The organism is Bacteroides rodentium JCM 16496 (assembly GCF_000614125.1).
Classification (GTDB): domain Bacteria; phylum Bacteroidota; class Bacteroidia; order Bacteroidales; family Bacteroidaceae; genus Bacteroides; species Bacteroides rodentium.
Map to the genome: position 1 here is coordinate 1 of NZ_BAKJ01000066.1, position 14,490 is coordinate 14,490.

The following is a 14,490-nucleotide window of genomic DNA, read 5'->3' on the forward strand; positions in this document are numbered from 1 at the left end:
ATAAGATTAATTAAAAGAGACGTACCCGCTTGTGATAAGTAAGTACATCAAAAACAGAAGCGTCTGTTTGATTGATAAATGTGTAAGGAGCATCGGTTTACCAGAGCCGATGCTTTTTTTTACCCTTCTTTGTAGCATGTTAGAAATATTATCCGTAAATTTGGCAGATAATAAGGAAAGAATATGATATGAATATCCCTGTTATATTTCAATTTTTGAAAGAACTGTCTGCAAACAACAATCGTGAATGGTTCAATTCTCACCGGGAACAGTATGAAGTCGCCCGCAGCGAGTTTGAAAACTTGCTTACAGTAATTATCTCCCGTATCTCTTTGTTTGATGAAAGCATCCGTGGTATAGAAGCAAAGGACTGTACATACCGTATTTATCGTGATACACGCTTTTCCGAAGATAAAACTCCCTACAAGACACATCTGGGAGGCTATATCAATGCGAAAGGAAAGAAATCCGACCATTGTGGCTATTACGTGCATCTGGAACCGGGAAACTGCTTGCTGGCCGGTGGAAGTTATTGTCCTCCCCCGCCCTTGTTAAGAGCTCTGCGACAAGCGGTATACGACAATATGGATGAATTTCGTAGTATAGTGGAAGATCCCGCTTTCAAGCAATACTTTCCCGTCATCGGAGAGAATTTTCTAAAAACAGCTCCAAAAGGATTTCCAAAGGACTATCCCTATCTGAAATACCTTCAGTGTAAAGAGTATACGGTTGCCTGCTGCCAGCCGGACAGCTTCTTTCTTGCTCCAGACTTTTTGGATCGTACGGACGACATCTTCAAGCAGATGAAGCGTTTTTCTGATTTTGTGAATTACACCATAGACGACTTTGAATAATTTACCTATATAACTAACTTAAAACATTTGAATTATGGTTATAGACAGACTTGAAAACATAGAAAAATATACTTTGCTGCATCCTCTGTTTGAGCAGGCCATTGATTTTTTAAAATCACATGACTTGCACTCTTTGGAAATCGGCAAGACCGAACTGAAAGGAAAGGACTTGCTGGTCAACGTGGCGCAGACAAACCCAAAAGAAAAAGAGAATGCCAAACTGGAAACCCATAAAGACTATATTGACATTCAAATACCCTTGTCCGGTACGGAGATAATGGGTTATACCGCCGCTCAAGACTGCCTTCCGGTTGATGCTCCTTACAATGCGGAAAAAGACATCACTTTTTTCGAAGGACTGGCAGAGAGCTATATTGCAGTGAAGCCCGGAATGTTTGCTATCTTTTTCCCTCAGGACGGGCATGCTCCGGGTATTACCCCTGATGGTGTAAAAAAAATAATTGTGAAAGTTAAAGCGTAAATTTATCAAATATCCAAAACTCATCCTCTTTATGGAAACATTGAATTTAATCAAGAATGACCCATGGCTGGAACCTTTTGCCGATGCCATCAACGGACGTCATCAACATGCCATAGACAAAGAATCGGAATTGACCAACAAAGGAAAACTAACCTTGTCTGATTTTGCATCCGGATACCTCTATTTCGGCCTGCATCGTACTGACGATGGTTGGGTTTTCCGTGAATGGGCGCCTAACGCAACCCAAATCTTTATGGTCGGGACTTTTAATGGTTGGAAAGAAGAAAAAAAATATAGCTTGAAGCGTAAAGCAAACGGTAATTGGGAAATCAAGCTTCCTGCTGATGCCGTGAAACACGGTGACTTGTACAAGCTGATGGTACATTGGGACGGTGGTTGCGGTGAACGCATTCCTGCATGGGCTACACGTGTCGTACAAGACGAGCAGACTAAAATATTCAGTGCCCAGGTTTGGGCTCCGGAGAAACCCTATAAAATGAAGAAGCGGGCTTTCAAGCCATCTACAGATCCTTTATTGATATATGAATGCCATATCGGTATGTCTCAGCAGGAGGAAAAGGTTGGTAGCTATAAGGAATTTCAGGAAAAGATTCTTCCACGTATCGCCAAAGAAGGCTACAACTGCATACAGATTATGGCTATCCAGGAACATCCCTATTATGGTAGCTTCGGATACCATGTTTCCAGTTTCTTTGCCGCTTCTTCCCGTTTTGGTACTCCAGAAGAACTGAAAGAACTGATTGATACAGCCCATAGCATGGGGATTGCCGTTATCATGGATATTGTCCATTCACACGCTGTGAAGAATGAAGTCGAAGGCTTGGGTAACTTTGCCGGTGATCCTAATCAATATTTCTATCCCGGTGGACGTCGGGAACATCCAGCTTGGGATTCGCTTTGCTTTGATTACGGCAAGAACGAAGTTATTCACTTCCTGCTGTCTAACTGTAAATTCTGGCTGGAAGAATATCATTTCGACGGCTTCCGCTTTGACGGAGTAACCTCCATGTTATATTATAGTCATGGCTTGGGAGAAGCATTCTGTAATTATGGAGATTACTTCAACGGACATCAAGACGACAATGCCATTTGTTATCTGACACTTGCCAACCGGCTTATCCATCAGGTCAATGCCAAAGCCATCACCATTGCCGAAGAAGTATCGGGAATGCCCGGACTGGCAGCAAAATATGAAGATGGCGGCTACGGATTTGATTACCGTATGGCCATGAATATTCCCGATTATTGGATTAAGACAATCAAGGAGAAAATAGATGAAGACTGGAAGCCATCCAGCATGTTCTGGGAAGTGACCAACCGCCGCAAAGATGAAAAGACCATCTCCTATGCGGAAAGCCATGACCAAGCTTTGGTGGGCGATAAAACCATCATTTTCCGCCTGATTGATGCGGATATGTACTGGCATATGCAGAAAGGAGACGAGAACTATACCGTAAATCGAGGCATTTCTCTCCATAAAATGATACGTTTACTGACTGCGACTACTATCAATGGCGGTTATCTTAACTTTATGGGCAATGAATTCGGACATCCGGAATGGATTGACTTCCCCCGTGAAGGTAACGGCTGGTCTTGTAAATATGCCCGCCGCCAATGGGATTTGGTGGACAACAAGAATCTGGCCTATCATTATATGGGTGACTTTGATGCTGCCATGTTGGGAATTGTAAAAAGCATAAAGAACTTCCAGCTACTCCGGTCCAAGAAATATGGCATAATGACGGTGACCAGGTATTGGCTTATATGCGCAAGGACTTGATTTTTGTATTCAACTTCAACCCCAAGCAGTCTTTTACAGATTACGGTTTCTTGGTTCCTGCCGGAACTTATGAAGTTATTTTGAATACAGATAATCCAGATTATGGCGGTAATGGTTTGACGGATGATACCATCAAACATTTTACCATCCACGACCCGCTTTACAAAAAAGACAAGAAGGAGTGGCTGAAGCTTTACATACCGGCACGTACAGCTGTTGTACTGAGAAGAACTAAATAGTCATTTCATAACACAAAAAAAGAGGCAGATATCTGAATTGATATCTGCCTCTTTTTTATATAGGAGTCTTTTATTTCAATTGACTGTCGATGAAGTTCAACATCGTTTTTGCATTATCCATCATCTTCTTTTGAGCTGGTTTGTCTGCAGAGAGCAATGGAATAAGTTTATCCAAATATTCTTTGGCTTCCTTGAATTCAATTTTTGCTTTTTCTACATCTGTTTTCATGGTATTGGCACCCTTACTATAATACAAAGAACCTAGGCTGTTAAGTGCATTTACATTATCTGCTTGGATAGCTATGGCTTGTTTAAATGCTTCTTCGGCTGCATCCATCTTTTTGGCTTTCTGCGCCATGATACCTTGATTTACGTAATAAGTAGCATACAATTTAGTCAATGTCTTATTACCGGGATTTGCTTCCAGCCCTTCCTTTAAAGTGGCAACATACTCATCATTTTTCTTCAAATCTTTCAAAGCACCGGCTTTACCTATATAAGCATTTGCCAAGTTATACTTTTTCTGTACAGCAATATCAAAATACTTCAAAGCTTCGGCAGGTTTTTTTATCTTATCGGCACAAACGCCACAGTTATATGCAATTACGGAATCTTGGTTGTTTGTTTGTGTCAGATAAGTACTAAATTTTGTGTAAGCTTCCTGGTAATTTTTAGCTTCAAGAGCAGCCTTACCATCGTTGACCAACTGGGCAGGGTCAGCATTCTGCGCAAAGAAATTCGTAGCTGCACAACATAGTGCAATAGATAAGATTAATTTTTTCATATGCTTTAATTCATTTAAAAGTTGATTTCCAAAGTTAGTTTACAATGGTATAGAAGCAAAACCTTTTTACTTTTTTTGAGGTTTTTAGCATAGTCGTAACAAGTGTTATTTTACGTAAAAGCAACTATCTGGACGTGTGTTTTGGGCTTTGTCACATATGTTACACTTATACTTTGAATATCATATTATCTTTGCTGCCAAAAAAGATTATGGAACAATTACATGCACATGAAGTCCTCCACATGATGGAAGGGAATAGTTATACTGAGTTATCATTGAGAGAAGCCATTATCCAAAAATTCGGCGAGCAACGGCGTTTTTTCACCTGCTCTGCCAACAATATGGATGTAGATACCCTGATAGAATTTCTTAAAAGAAAAGGAATATTTATACCCGCCAATGGTGGATTTACAGTCGACATGATTAAAGTTTGCAATCACTGATGAGGAATATTAATTCTTGCCTATGTTAAATCGAATACTATTTATGTTAATGGTTAACATAAATAATATTCTACTAAACCATGTTATAATATCCGCTGATTACCCGCTAAAATTTGGATATCTCCTGCAAGTACGTATCTTTGTACTGTGTTTTTCATAGTATTAGATTTAAGGTTAATAAAAAAGATTGGCTGTCTGGGATAGATAGCCTTTTTTTATGTCTAAATGTCATCTTTCCCCCTAAAAAAAACAGCACTTCTACGAATATATTTGCATAAAATTATATAGTAGATTATTCACTATGGCAACAATCAGATTAACAGTTTTAAATTCCATAAGGAAAGTGATGGCAGACTTCCCGTTTTGGTTTGTATATCGCAAAAAGGGCAAAGAGCTATATCAAGACTGAGTTTCTCATCAATGATATCGCAGAATTCGACAACGGAAAAGTCGTCTATCGGAAAGATGCTAACATAATGAACAAAAGAATGGGGTTTGTCTTTTCCCAATACAAGGAAAAATATGATTCTATTGAAGAACTTGAATTTTTGTCTGCTTCACAAATCAAATATATTATCACTTCAAAAGAGCGACCTTCGCACATTTCTTTCATCGAGTATTGGAAAAAGAGAATTGACGATTTCAAAAAAAGAAAAGGGATAGTTATGCCCAAATGAATGAGGATACCATCAAGCTGTTCATTAAGTCAGAGGGTGATGTACCCATACCTGCCATCAATTATAGAATCATAGAGCATTTCCGGAAATGGATGATTGCCAAAGGATATGCCAATGGAAATATCGGTATACGCCTAACTCACTTAAAGGCACGCATCAATGAGCTTATTAGGGAAAGTGTACTGAGAGTAGATGTTCATCCATTCGCTTATACAAAGATTCCTTCTGCCACGCCCAAAGAGTGTGATTTGACAATAGATGATTTCAGAAAGGTCTTGAATGCCGACTTCCAAGGGAAGGAGTTAAACTTAGCGAAAGACTTGTTTCTGTTGTCTTTCTATCTATGCGGAATCAGTCTGAAAGACTTGTTAGCTGTTCGGTTTACCGGTTCAGATACCCTTTCTTTTGAGCGTACCAAAACCATCCATTCAAAAAGGGGTGATAACAGATTGACAATTCCTATTCATCCGTATGCCAGACAAATAATAGACAAATACGTGAGAAATGGAAAACTTGAATTAGGGTATTCTTTTTCGTATCGGAACTTGCAGCGATTCATCAACAGAGGATTAAAGAAGATGGGAGAAGTTTTAGAATTGGATTCAAATATATGTTTCTACTCTGCCCACAAGACCTTCGCCCAATTTGCCTCCGAACTTGGCATCCCAGATGGCGTGATAGACTACTGTTTAGGTCACTCGGACAAAAGCAAAGGGATTATAAGGTATTACACGAAAGCGAAGCACAAGCAAGCGGAGATAGCAATAAATCGAGTGATTGACTATGTTAATAACCCGGAGAAGTACCAAGACTACATAGAGATGAGGGCGGACATTATGATGATGAAAGGGTAAAGGTAAGGCACTTAGTCGGCTTTGTTTCTGCTGATTCTGGAGGGATCACGCCTTTGAAGCCGTCATTTGCGAAGTCCTGTTTCAGGTCCTTGAAATATGCGTCCAAGTCCTCATCGTCTTTAATGGCGCACCTCTTAGCGTTGTTTTCGGGAATACCATACTCCTTTGCCTTCGCTATAATCTACTCTTGACGGGTAGCTTGCGACTTCTCTGTTTCAAATTGAGCGAGCTTGTCGGCAAGCGGTTTCACGGCTGCACTCACTGCATTAGCAATAATAGTCGTGTCATCCGGCTTGTCTTCCGGCTTCGGATTAGGGTTAGGATTGGGATTCTCGATTGGCTTACCGTCTTTAAGGTTATGCCTTTTCTCGTAGTTGGAAACTGCGGTTTTAGAGGCATCCCCGGCACGGAAATCACCATAGGAATTAAGCACGTCCGAAAAGCTGATACCCTCAACAACGGAGTTTACTTTTGTCTCGTCCGTTACACCCTCTGCCTTTTGGGTGGTGATTCGGGTTAAGATAGCAGTATCCACCCCAGCGAATTTCTGTTGCAGTCCTGCCAAAATTTGTTCTAAGATTGTCATACCGTATGAATTAAAATTTATTCTACGGTAAATTTCGGGATTAATGAAGTTTTTGTGAAATAATCAGATACGTAGAAAACCACAATTTGGAAGTTGTGGGAAACTAATTAAAAAAGGCGTGACCGAAGCCACGCCCAAACGAATATTATTATCCTGTCAGAAACCCAACATTGCAGCCGGAGGGATATTCAGCACCCTACATAGCAACCTCGCAATTTTGAGAGTAGGCTCTGAACGACCAGAAATATAATCATTCACCCGTGAAGGACTTATTCCAATCTCACCAGCAAGTTGCTTCTGACTCATTCCTTTTTCTTCAAGAGATAATTCTATCAATTCTGCAACGGTTGGTTTTTCTATCGGATAATGTTCTTTTTCATATGTTATCACAATGTCGGACATAACTGTAAGTTCACTGCATTCTTATCGTTTGCAGGGGTATTATCATCAACCAATGGCAGAAGTTCCTCTACTCTTGCCAAAGCAAATTCATATTGTTCTTTACTAACTTTATTCATATCCTGTATATTAAATGGTTGAACAATCTATTTTATCATATTCTTTATGGGTGCACACTTTCCGAATAAAAATATAGCCCATTGTAAACTTTACAACTACTATCAGTCGATAATTGTTACCTCTAATATTAAATACATAGTGCTGATTGCCTACATAATCAGCGGCAGGAAAATCTACTTTAATATCAGATAGGTTTTTCCATTCTGCTTTTTCTACTATATCATACCAACGTTCTAAGGCTATGCGTGAATCTTCATAGCCTTTCATTTCGTAGAACTCTTTCAATTTCTTATGTGATACAATTCTCATATCTCATTTATTTGATGCAAAAATACGAATTAATTTTGAATTATAAAACTTATATAGGATATATGTTTTATAAAATAGAATTTACCAATAAAAAAAGCGGAACTAGATTAGCTCTGCTCAATGGTACAATAAAAACATGAAGCAACAAATTACTCCTTTGCATTGGATTTTCCAACTGCTACCAATTCGCCATTTGAGTTATACACTTTCATAATCGTATATGTTTTAATTGTTATTACTTCGTTTCTGATGATGCGAAGACAATATGATTCTTTATATCACACAAGAAAAACAAGTCTTATGCCATGAAGCAAGTACTAAATGATTTGACAGAAGCAGGATTTATAAAATAAGAAGGTTTTATATGAATACATTAAAATATAAAGGCTATATCCGTGACCCGGAATCGTCCGATGTAGAGACCTCACTCGGAATCGTCCCGGCTAAAATTATTCAGTTCAATGTCGGCGTGTATGGCTCTGTAGCTGATTACGATTTGTCCCGTCCGTACACCTCCATGGTATTAAACATACCCGCGGTGGGCTACCAGGCTACTGTTGCCAAGCAGGAGCGCTTCAATGTCCAGGAAGCCATAAACGGTGACGTGGAGCTGAAGGAGAAGCAGGAAAAAAACGGGCACATGGAAGTAGCTGTCAATACCGGTAAGTTCAACCGGCAGAACGTAACTTACAGCGGTCAGACACATGCCTATGATTATGCCTATCCTTTTACGGACTACCAGCAGAAGACTGGAGCACAGCTCACAGACTTCCTTCCGTATTCCCTGAGCTTGAACGATGTTTGTCCGGACAGTGTCGGACATCGGTTGTCAACACTCAGTCTGTTTCACTCCAATATCCCTTACACAATCCAGTTCCAAGCCAATAAGCTACCAGATGTGAATAAAGTGTTTCTTATAGGCAACAAGCAGTATTTGTGCGAGAAGATTGAGACGGAAATAGATGTTGATGGATTAAGCAAGGTATTGAAGGGGACTTTTTATCGGATAGAATAATAATGTTAAAAAGACATCTGCCTCTCAAAAATAACTCCTTTTTCCCTTGCATAATTACCAAAAGGTTATTACATTTGCACTGTCATTAAGAATCGCGATCTTTTTATGACTGAAGAAGAAGAGCTAAAGGCTCGGATTGAAGCTGCGAAAAAAGACCTCAGCTTCTTTTCCCTCTATTGGGATGACATTCAGAATACTGATTGGATTTCCGATGAGGAGCTTGAGGAAGGCATCAATGATTGTCTCGATGACTTGAATGATGCACAAGACAAGCTGAATGAAAACGGTAGCCCTCCTTGAGGGGGCTACTTTTTCTCTAACATATAAATTTTAGGCTTATGGACGTACAGAAAGAATTGGGAAAATGGAAGTCGGAATATGTAAAATGCAATACTCCGGAGGAATTGGCCGACCATAAGAAACGTTTCAGGGCTTTTCTGCAGACGCTTTCACTGAAAGATAAAAAAGCGTTTGCGCAAGCGTTCCAAGATGGTGCCAGGCAATCAATCGATGAAGCTCAGGCCATTGTGAAAACAGTGGAAATCAGGCAGACTCTAGAAAAAGTATTATCCTTCGCTTCTATGTCTTATATTGCCCAGCACTATTTTGGCAGAACACGCCAATGGTTATATCAACGAATTAACGGAAGTGCGGTAAACGGCAAACCTGCCAACTTCACCGCTGACGAGCTGAATACTCTATCTTTAGCTTTATCCGAGCTTGGCGACATAATGAAAGATACTTCTCGGTCTATCGCGAGGCCGTAAGGTTTTTAATGACAGAGGGGCTTCCACGGGTTGGAAGCCTTTTTTTATTTCATTATTCAAATAATCATGAATTAAATTTAGAATAAAAAGTTTTTTTATTTTGTTAAGTTTGATAAAAGCACTATTTTAGCAACGCCAAAAAATGAATTAAATGAATCCTTTTCCATAGTGTAACCCATAAGATTGGGTTCAGGTTTATTCATTCCTGTAGGCGCACTATAGTGAAGGATTCGCCATTTAATATTATGACAAACAAAAAATACAAATCTATCAGTATTTCTAATTTAATTATAAATCCAGATAATGATCGTTTTGAGTCTGTTGAGAATGAAAAGCAGGCTATAGACATAATGCTAACAAAATTAGGAGACAAAATTTATTATATTGCGATACATATTTTAGAGAATGGGTTGTCTCCCAAGCCATTTTATGTTATGCCATCAAAGAAATCTAACAAGAAATTTCTTGTAAAGGAAGGAAATAGAAGAACCACAGCATTAAAATTGATGGCTAACCCTAAGCTAATTGATTCTAAAAAACATGCTTCATTAAAGAATCGTTTTTTTAAGCTGCATGAAAGATTTATGGAAACTCCGATTAGAAAAATAATGTGCTATATTTATGATGATGTAGAAGAGGCAGATAAATGGGTTCGATTAGAACATACAGGAGAACAGAATGGAGTTGGTATAGTTGAGTGGAAACCAGAGCAAGTACAGAGATTTGATATAAAACATGGAAAAAATAAGTCTGTAGAAATACAAGCTATTGATTTCATACGAACATCTCCTTTCGTACAAGAAGAAGTAAAGAGGGCTTCCGAAAACATTAAACTCACAAATTTTGCTCGTTTATTAGGAGATAAAAGTGTTCGGGAAATTTTGGGTTTAAAGTATATAAATTCTAAATTAAGTTCTAATCTTGAAGAAGAAGAAATAGCTAAGGCCTTAGGGCAAATTATTTTAGATTTGTCTGATAAAGATTTTAAGGTTAGTTCTATATATAATGCCAAGCAAAGAAAAGATTATATTCAAGGCTTAGGAGAAAAACTGCCTGATAAGAATAAGACAATAGGAGAAGTTTGGAGGTTGGATAATCCATTAGAACAAATTCCTAATTTGGAAGAAGAAGATAATACAGCAAAGAATAAGGGAAGTGATTTGCATTCTAAAGGACATTTAAAGAAGTCTATTCCGACCCAACGTAAAACTCTTATACCCAATAATTGTATTATTAGGATTTCCAATCCAAAAGCAAATAAAATTTATGATGAATTGAAAAAAATAGATGTTCGAAGTTTTGTTAATTGTGCAGCTGTCACTTTGAGAGTTTTTTTAGAATTAAGTGTAGATACTTTCATTGAAAAAAAAGGATTACTTAAAGAAGGAGAAATTTCGGCTTCCAATTCTTCAAGAAGTCTGTATCAGAAGGTTAATGATGCTAGTCAATACTTATATAAAGAGAAAATTGCAGATGAAACAATATTAAAAGCTGTAAAATTATTAACCAAAGAACGTAATTCTATTTGGGGAGTGGATACAATGAATGCTTATGTACATAGTAACAAACTTTCCCCTGTGCCAATAGATATTCAAACAACTTGGGATAATATTCAGGATTTTATGGTAACTTTGTGGTCTCAAATAGAATCAGAATAATTATATGATGCGTTACTCGCCACTTAGATACCCTGGAGGAAAAGGAAAGATATCTTCTTTCTTTTCTGAATTATTTGTTGCAAATAATTTAATAGGGGGAACCTATATAGAACCCTATGTTGGCGGAGGTTCCATAGCTCTTTCTTTGTTAATTAACGGGGTTGCCAATCAAATTATTATAAATGATAAAGATCGCTCATTATTTGCTTTTTGGTATTCTATTTTAAATTATACAGATGAATTCTGCCAGCTAATAGAAAATACTCCTATCACGATTGATACTTGGTATGAACAAAGAGAAATTCAAAAAAACAAAACTAATGCCGAACTATTATCTTTAGGATTTTCGACTTTCTTTTTAAATAGGACAAATCGTTCCGGTATTATAAAAGGGGGAGTTATCGGTGGGCTTAATCAAACTGGGAATTATTTAATTGATGCTCGTTATAATTCTGATGATTTGAAAAAACGTATTAAATTAATAGCTTTATATAAAGACAAAATTGAATTGCATAATTTAGATGCAGTAGAGTTAATTCATAATCTACAGAGTAATCTACCAAACAATTCCTTGTTTTACTTTGATCCACCTTACTACAAAAAAGGTAAGGGTCTCTATATGAATTATTATGATGACCAAGACCATAGAGATATTTATAATGCAATCGCAGGATTAGAAAATATAAAGTGGGTGGTAACTTATGATAAAGAAGATTTCATTCTTGACCTTTATTTAAAATTCCGAATGTACGAATATTCTCTAAATTATAGTGCAGCTACAGTTGGAAAAGGACAAGAGTATATGATATTCTCTGATAATTGTATTGTTCCAGAAAAAAGTTCCATAAATTTCAACAAGGTAATAACAATCTAAAACTTACTCTATTCACAAGCTAGAGTATCTTCATTATGTACTTCATTAAAGCAAATGATTGTAGAAGTATTAATAAAAAGTTTTCGATTATACAGCAAACAAAAAAATCTCCGCTTTTCTTTTGCCATTTCAAAATAAACCTGCATCTTTGTGGTGCGTTTCATTTTGACAAGGCGAGACAGCTTGCCAACTTTTGCCGTTGGCATTTTTTATGCCCAATGGTATCATATAGTTCCGACCCCCGTGTGGAGTGTTAATGCACCCACTGCCTTGTCAAGGTGAAACGCAACGGGAAAGCGGAACTTTCTTTTTTGATAGGTTTTCTGATTTTTGGGGAGAAAGTTCTCTTCCCGTCTTTTATTGGATTATTGCATTATTCAATATATTGTTTTATTTAAATAGCGTTTCATTATGACAAAACAATCCCAAAGCGCCCGCGGACGCTATGTATCCGCAGAGAAGGTCCAAGAACTGTTTGCCCAATTGGGTATCGAATTGTGCGCCGGACGTAAACGTATCCGTGCTGCACGTAATGACAAATCCATTTCCATCTATGTCAATGGTGGGACAGTAAACATCACCTTTAATGAGAAAGGAGGTAAAGCATGATGTTCTTTATTTACCATCTACAGACCTATTCCCCCAAGAACCGGGCATGGAAAAAGGTGATTGACTATGTAGAGCAGTATAAAGATGTTCTTATCAAAGATGAACTCTCCCTGGATGCGCTCAAACATGAATTATGCGATGTGGTTAACCGGATTAATGCGGACCACCCCAAGCTGAAATGCATACAATATTCTGCCGGTCCCCTTGATAGAAATACCACACGTATCGAGGCCCGAGTTATAAGTGGTGGATGCCCGGACACGGTATTCTTTCTCGATATTTGCAAAGTACGTTCCGTTTATCAGTTCAGTGAGCAAGCGAATATGCTGGAAGAGAAAGGAGGCATACAATGAGCAAAAAGATAGGATTCCGTTCTTATCAAAACGACGAAGAACCGAACAAGCAGGACGAATTAGAGAAGCAACAAGCTGAACGGCAGAAAGCTATGGCTGACTTCCTGGGACAGAACTATTCTCCCATCGGTGCCACTTCACAAAAATGTTACAAAACTACCGCTGAACTGGTGTATGAGCTGTCGAACATTGTTAATGTCGCTCCGATGGAGCTGGCCAAGCAACTTTCCGATGCCGGGTACCATGTAGAATACTTGGCAGGACAACCCTACTGGGTGATGTACGAGAGAGCATAAATTCGTGCGGCTGCACCTCCTTTTGTACGGACTTGTACAAATTGGTGCAGCCGCATTCCTTTGATAAGTAAGATGTTATAAACTATCCGCACGATTGTACGGCTTTTGACCCCTATTATAGGGTGAAGCTATTGAAACATTGCATACCTTCCCGCTTGCTTTCATCCATGACGTGCGCATAAATCATCGTTTCCCGGATATTACTATGTCCAAGCAATTTTTGTAGGCTGGACAAGTCTTTTGTTTTCCGGAGATAAATGGTCGCAAACGTATGCCTTCCCGTCTTGGCCGATATTTTTTTGTTAATTCCCAGTTCTTTGGCAATAGCTTTAACTGGCGGTTAACGACCTGGTCACATTGAACGTTCCTGAACAGACGTCCTTCTTCCCTACCCTCTGCCCATTCTTCCAGAAGTTTTTCTGCAGGTATCGGCATTGGAATCTTTATCGGTTCCGGTTTGCAATTCCGGTTCTTCACACGGTAGTAAGTCAACACATCATTGTTTACCTGCTCGATACAGAACATACGGGCATCTGTTATATGCATGCTTGTGAAGCACATGAAAAGAAAAAAGGCCAAAGTCAGCTGAAGCTTTTCCGGCAATGTTCTTTGATAGTATAACTGCACGAACTGCATCAATTCTTCCTCCGTCAAATAGTCCACATCGCTTTTTATCCTTTTGATATGAAACTCCTGAAAAGGATTTTCATCAAGGAAACCTTTCCTATAAGCTGCGGTAACATATATCTTGATAGTAGACATATTTCGTTGTGCGGTTATCTCAGTATTCCCAAGCTCTTTCTTCATGTAAATCAAATAATCGGTTAGGAGTTCGGGAGTGAGGTCACGGAACTGTAACAGCTCATTGTATGCCTTCAATTTTTTCATGCAGCTTAGATGGTGCTTGAGTGTCCCCATCTCTATGCGCCGGCTATAGGCTTTCATATATTCCTTCACAAAGTCGTGGAAAGTCTTGTAATCGCTGGGATTATTATATTCCCTCATGAATATTTCTTTCGTCAAAGCTTGGTTCCTTAATCGGAACTTAACCAGTATATCGTTGACACGCGCCTTCAGATTGTTCACGATGAGATTAATATCCTTTGCCTCTTTGCTGTTCCCTTTGAGAAGTCCGCTTTTCTCGTCAAACTTAGCTACTGGCACAGATACTTTACAAGGAAGCAGTAACTTTTCCTTGCCTATATAAAATGTTATATACAGCGGAGCATTGCCTTCTTTGGTCAATCTCTGCTTATTTTGGATGACTCTTACAGTACTCATTTTTGTTATCTAAATTATATCTACCGGCTGAAAAAAGCGGTTATGGAAAACTATGTTTCTGCTATGTTACCTACTTTTTGCACAAATTCA

15 protein-coding genes and 4 pseudogenes are annotated in these 14,490 nt (G+C 38.5%); 13 read left to right on the forward strand and 6 right to left on the reverse strand.

Annotated elements, in window-relative coordinates; translation table 11 throughout:
- Positions 1-188: 188 nt before the first annotated feature.
- From JCM16496_RS19075 to JCM16496_RS19085, 3 genes and pseudogenes are all read left to right on the forward strand, one after another.
- The gene (locus JCM16496_RS19075) at positions 189-854 is read left to right on the forward strand and encodes a DUF2461 domain-containing protein (RefSeq protein WP_025836195.1); all 666 of its coding nucleotides are present in this window, start codon (positions 189-191) and stop codon (positions 852-854) included.
- Between the two features lie 34 nt (positions 855-888).
- The gene (locus tag JCM16496_RS19080; protein WP_025836196.1) at positions 889-1,335 is read left to right on the forward strand and encodes a NanQ anomerase/TabA/YiaL family protein; all 447 of its coding nucleotides are present in this window, start codon (positions 889-891) and stop codon (positions 1,333-1,335) included.
- A gap of 31 nt (positions 1,336-1,366) precedes the next feature.
- Positions 1,367-3,375, forward strand: a pseudogene (locus JCM16496_RS19085) (alpha amylase C-terminal domain-containing protein).
- Between the two features lie 70 nt (positions 3,376-3,445).
- Here JCM16496_RS19085 and JCM16496_RS19090 read toward each other — a convergent pair.
- Positions 3,446-4,159 carry a tetratricopeptide repeat protein gene (locus tag JCM16496_RS19090; protein WP_025836197.1) on the reverse strand — a complete coding sequence of 238 codons (714 nt, stop codon included), beginning with the start codon at positions 4,157-4,159 and terminating at the stop codon, positions 3,446-3,448.
- A 209-nt stretch (positions 4,160-4,368) separates the two neighbouring features.
- Between JCM16496_RS19090 and JCM16496_RS19095 the strand changes: the two genes are divergently transcribed.
- Positions 4,369-4,602: a YecH family metal-binding protein gene (locus JCM16496_RS19095; protein WP_025836198.1), complete on the forward strand. Its 234-nt coding sequence runs from the start codon at positions 4,369-4,371 to the stop codon at positions 4,600-4,602.
- Between the two features lie 673 nt (positions 4,603-5,275).
- Positions 5,276-6,133 carry a site-specific integrase gene (locus JCM16496_RS19100; RefSeq protein WP_244440498.1) on the forward strand — a complete coding sequence of 286 codons (858 nt, stop codon included), beginning with the start codon at positions 5,276-5,278 and terminating at the stop codon, positions 6,131-6,133.
- Here JCM16496_RS19100 and JCM16496_RS19105 read toward each other — a convergent pair.
- The 3 genes and pseudogenes from JCM16496_RS19105 to JCM16496_RS19115 form a co-directional block, all read right to left on the reverse strand.
- Positions 6,114-6,719, reverse strand: a pseudogene (locus JCM16496_RS19105) (hypothetical protein). The gene JCM16496_RS19100 and the pseudogene JCM16496_RS19105 sit on opposite strands and share 20 nt — an antisense overlap.
- Positions 6,720-6,875: 156 nt before the next feature.
- Positions 6,876-7,237, reverse strand: a pseudogene (locus JCM16496_RS19110) (helix-turn-helix domain-containing protein).
- Between the two features lie 10 nt (positions 7,238-7,247).
- Entirely contained in the window at positions 7,248-7,547 is a 300-nt protein-coding gene (locus JCM16496_RS19115) for a type II toxin-antitoxin system HigB family toxin (protein WP_025836199.1), read from the reverse strand.
- A 364-nt stretch (positions 7,548-7,911) separates the two neighbouring features.
- On the opposite strand from JCM16496_RS19115, the gene JCM16496_RS19120 reads away from it, so the two are divergent.
- The 8 genes from JCM16496_RS19120 (at position 7,912) to JCM16496_RS19160 (ending at position 13,119) form a co-directional block, all read left to right on the forward strand.
- Positions 7,912-8,562: a hypothetical protein gene (locus JCM16496_RS19120; protein ID WP_025836200.1), complete on the forward strand. Its 651-nt coding sequence runs from the start codon at positions 7,912-7,914 to the stop codon at positions 8,560-8,562.
- Positions 8,563-8,667: 105 nt separating this feature from the next.
- A complete protein-coding gene (locus JCM16496_RS19125) occupies positions 8,668-8,862 on the forward strand; it encodes a hypothetical protein (RefSeq protein ID WP_005837025.1) in 195 nt (64 codons plus the stop codon).
- A gap of 38 nt (positions 8,863-8,900) precedes the next feature.
- Positions 8,901-9,329, forward strand: coding sequence for a DUF5053 domain-containing protein (locus JCM16496_RS19130; protein ID WP_025836201.1), 429 nt, complete (start codon positions 8,901-8,903; stop codon positions 9,327-9,329).
- A 245-nt stretch (positions 9,330-9,574) separates the two neighbouring features.
- On the forward strand, positions 9,575-10,987 hold the full coding sequence (locus JCM16496_RS19135) for a hypothetical protein (protein WP_025836202.1): 1,413 nt from the start codon (positions 9,575-9,577) through the stop codon (positions 10,985-10,987).
- Positions 10,988-10,991: 4 nt separating this feature from the next.
- On the forward strand, positions 10,992-11,861 hold the full coding sequence (locus JCM16496_RS19140; RefSeq protein ID WP_005829044.1) for a DNA adenine methylase: 870 nt from the start codon (positions 10,992-10,994) through the stop codon (positions 11,859-11,861).
- A gap of 411 nt (positions 11,862-12,272) precedes the next feature.
- Positions 12,273-12,470 (forward strand): hypothetical protein, encoded by a 198-nt coding sequence (locus tag JCM16496_RS19150; protein WP_025836204.1) that lies wholly within the window; start codon positions 12,273-12,275, stop codon positions 12,468-12,470.
- A complete protein-coding gene (locus JCM16496_RS19155) occupies positions 12,467-12,823 on the forward strand; it encodes a hypothetical protein (protein WP_025836205.1) in 357 nt (118 codons plus the stop codon). Before JCM16496_RS19150 ends, JCM16496_RS19155 begins: the two co-directional genes overlap by 4 nt.
- Positions 12,820-13,119 carry a hypothetical protein gene (locus JCM16496_RS19160; protein WP_025836206.1) on the forward strand — a complete coding sequence of 100 codons (300 nt, stop codon included), beginning with the start codon at positions 12,820-12,822 and terminating at the stop codon, positions 13,117-13,119. Before JCM16496_RS19155 ends, JCM16496_RS19160 begins: the two co-directional genes overlap by 4 nt.
- A 115-nt stretch (positions 13,120-13,234) precedes the next feature.
- Here JCM16496_RS19160 and JCM16496_RS24350 read toward each other — a convergent pair whose 3' ends face one another.
- Positions 13,235-13,444, reverse strand: a complete 210-nt coding sequence (locus JCM16496_RS24350) for a tyrosine-type recombinase/integrase (RefSeq protein ID WP_369346681.1) — start codon at positions 13,442-13,444, stop codon at positions 13,235-13,237.
- Between the two features lie 416 nt (positions 13,445-13,860).
- A pseudogene (locus tag JCM16496_RS24355) lies at positions 13,861-14,400 on the reverse strand (phage integrase SAM-like domain and Arm DNA-binding domain-containing protein); the annotation flags it as partial.
- Positions 14,401-14,490 lie beyond the last annotated feature (90 nt).

What these genes read in the sequence shown, in the direction of transcription:
- JCM16496_RS19075 (WP_025836195.1), top strand. Translation starts at nt 189, where the DNA reads ATGAATATCCCTGTTATATTTCAATTTTTGAAAGAACTGTCTGCAAAC.
- JCM16496_RS19080 (WP_025836196.1), top strand. Translation starts at nt 889, where the DNA reads ATGGTTATAGACAGACTTGAAAACATAGAAAAATATACTTTGCTGCAT.
- JCM16496_RS19090 (WP_025836197.1), bottom strand. Translation starts at nt 4,159, where the DNA reads ATGAAAAAATTAATCTTATCTATTGCACTATGTTGTGCAGCTACGAAT.
- JCM16496_RS19095 (WP_025836198.1), top strand. Translation starts at nt 4,369, where the DNA reads ATGGAACAATTACATGCACATGAAGTCCTCCACATGATGGAAGGGAAT.
- JCM16496_RS19100 (WP_244440498.1), top strand. Translation starts at nt 5,276, where the DNA reads ATGAATGAGGATACCATCAAGCTGTTCATTAAGTCAGAGGGTGATGTA.
- JCM16496_RS19115 (WP_025836199.1), bottom strand. Translation starts at nt 7,547, where the DNA reads ATGAGAATTGTATCACATAAGAAATTGAAAGAGTTCTACGAAATGAAA.
- JCM16496_RS19120 (WP_025836200.1), top strand. Translation starts at nt 7,912, where the DNA reads ATGAATACATTAAAATATAAAGGCTATATCCGTGACCCGGAATCGTCC.
- JCM16496_RS19125 (WP_005837025.1), top strand. Translation starts at nt 8,668, where the DNA reads ATGACTGAAGAAGAAGAGCTAAAGGCTCGGATTGAAGCTGCGAAAAAA.
- JCM16496_RS19130 (WP_025836201.1), top strand. Translation starts at nt 8,901, where the DNA reads ATGGACGTACAGAAAGAATTGGGAAAATGGAAGTCGGAATATGTAAAA.
- JCM16496_RS19135 (WP_025836202.1), top strand. Translation starts at nt 9,575, where the DNA reads ATGACAAACAAAAAATACAAATCTATCAGTATTTCTAATTTAATTATA.
- JCM16496_RS19140 (WP_005829044.1), top strand. Translation starts at nt 10,992, where the DNA reads ATGATGCGTTACTCGCCACTTAGATACCCTGGAGGAAAAGGAAAGATA.
- JCM16496_RS19150 (WP_025836204.1), top strand. Translation starts at nt 12,273, where the DNA reads ATGACAAAACAATCCCAAAGCGCCCGCGGACGCTATGTATCCGCAGAG.
- JCM16496_RS19155 (WP_025836205.1), top strand. Translation starts at nt 12,467, where the DNA reads ATGATGTTCTTTATTTACCATCTACAGACCTATTCCCCCAAGAACCGG.
- JCM16496_RS19160 (WP_025836206.1), top strand. Translation starts at nt 12,820, where the DNA reads ATGAGCAAAAAGATAGGATTCCGTTCTTATCAAAACGACGAAGAACCG.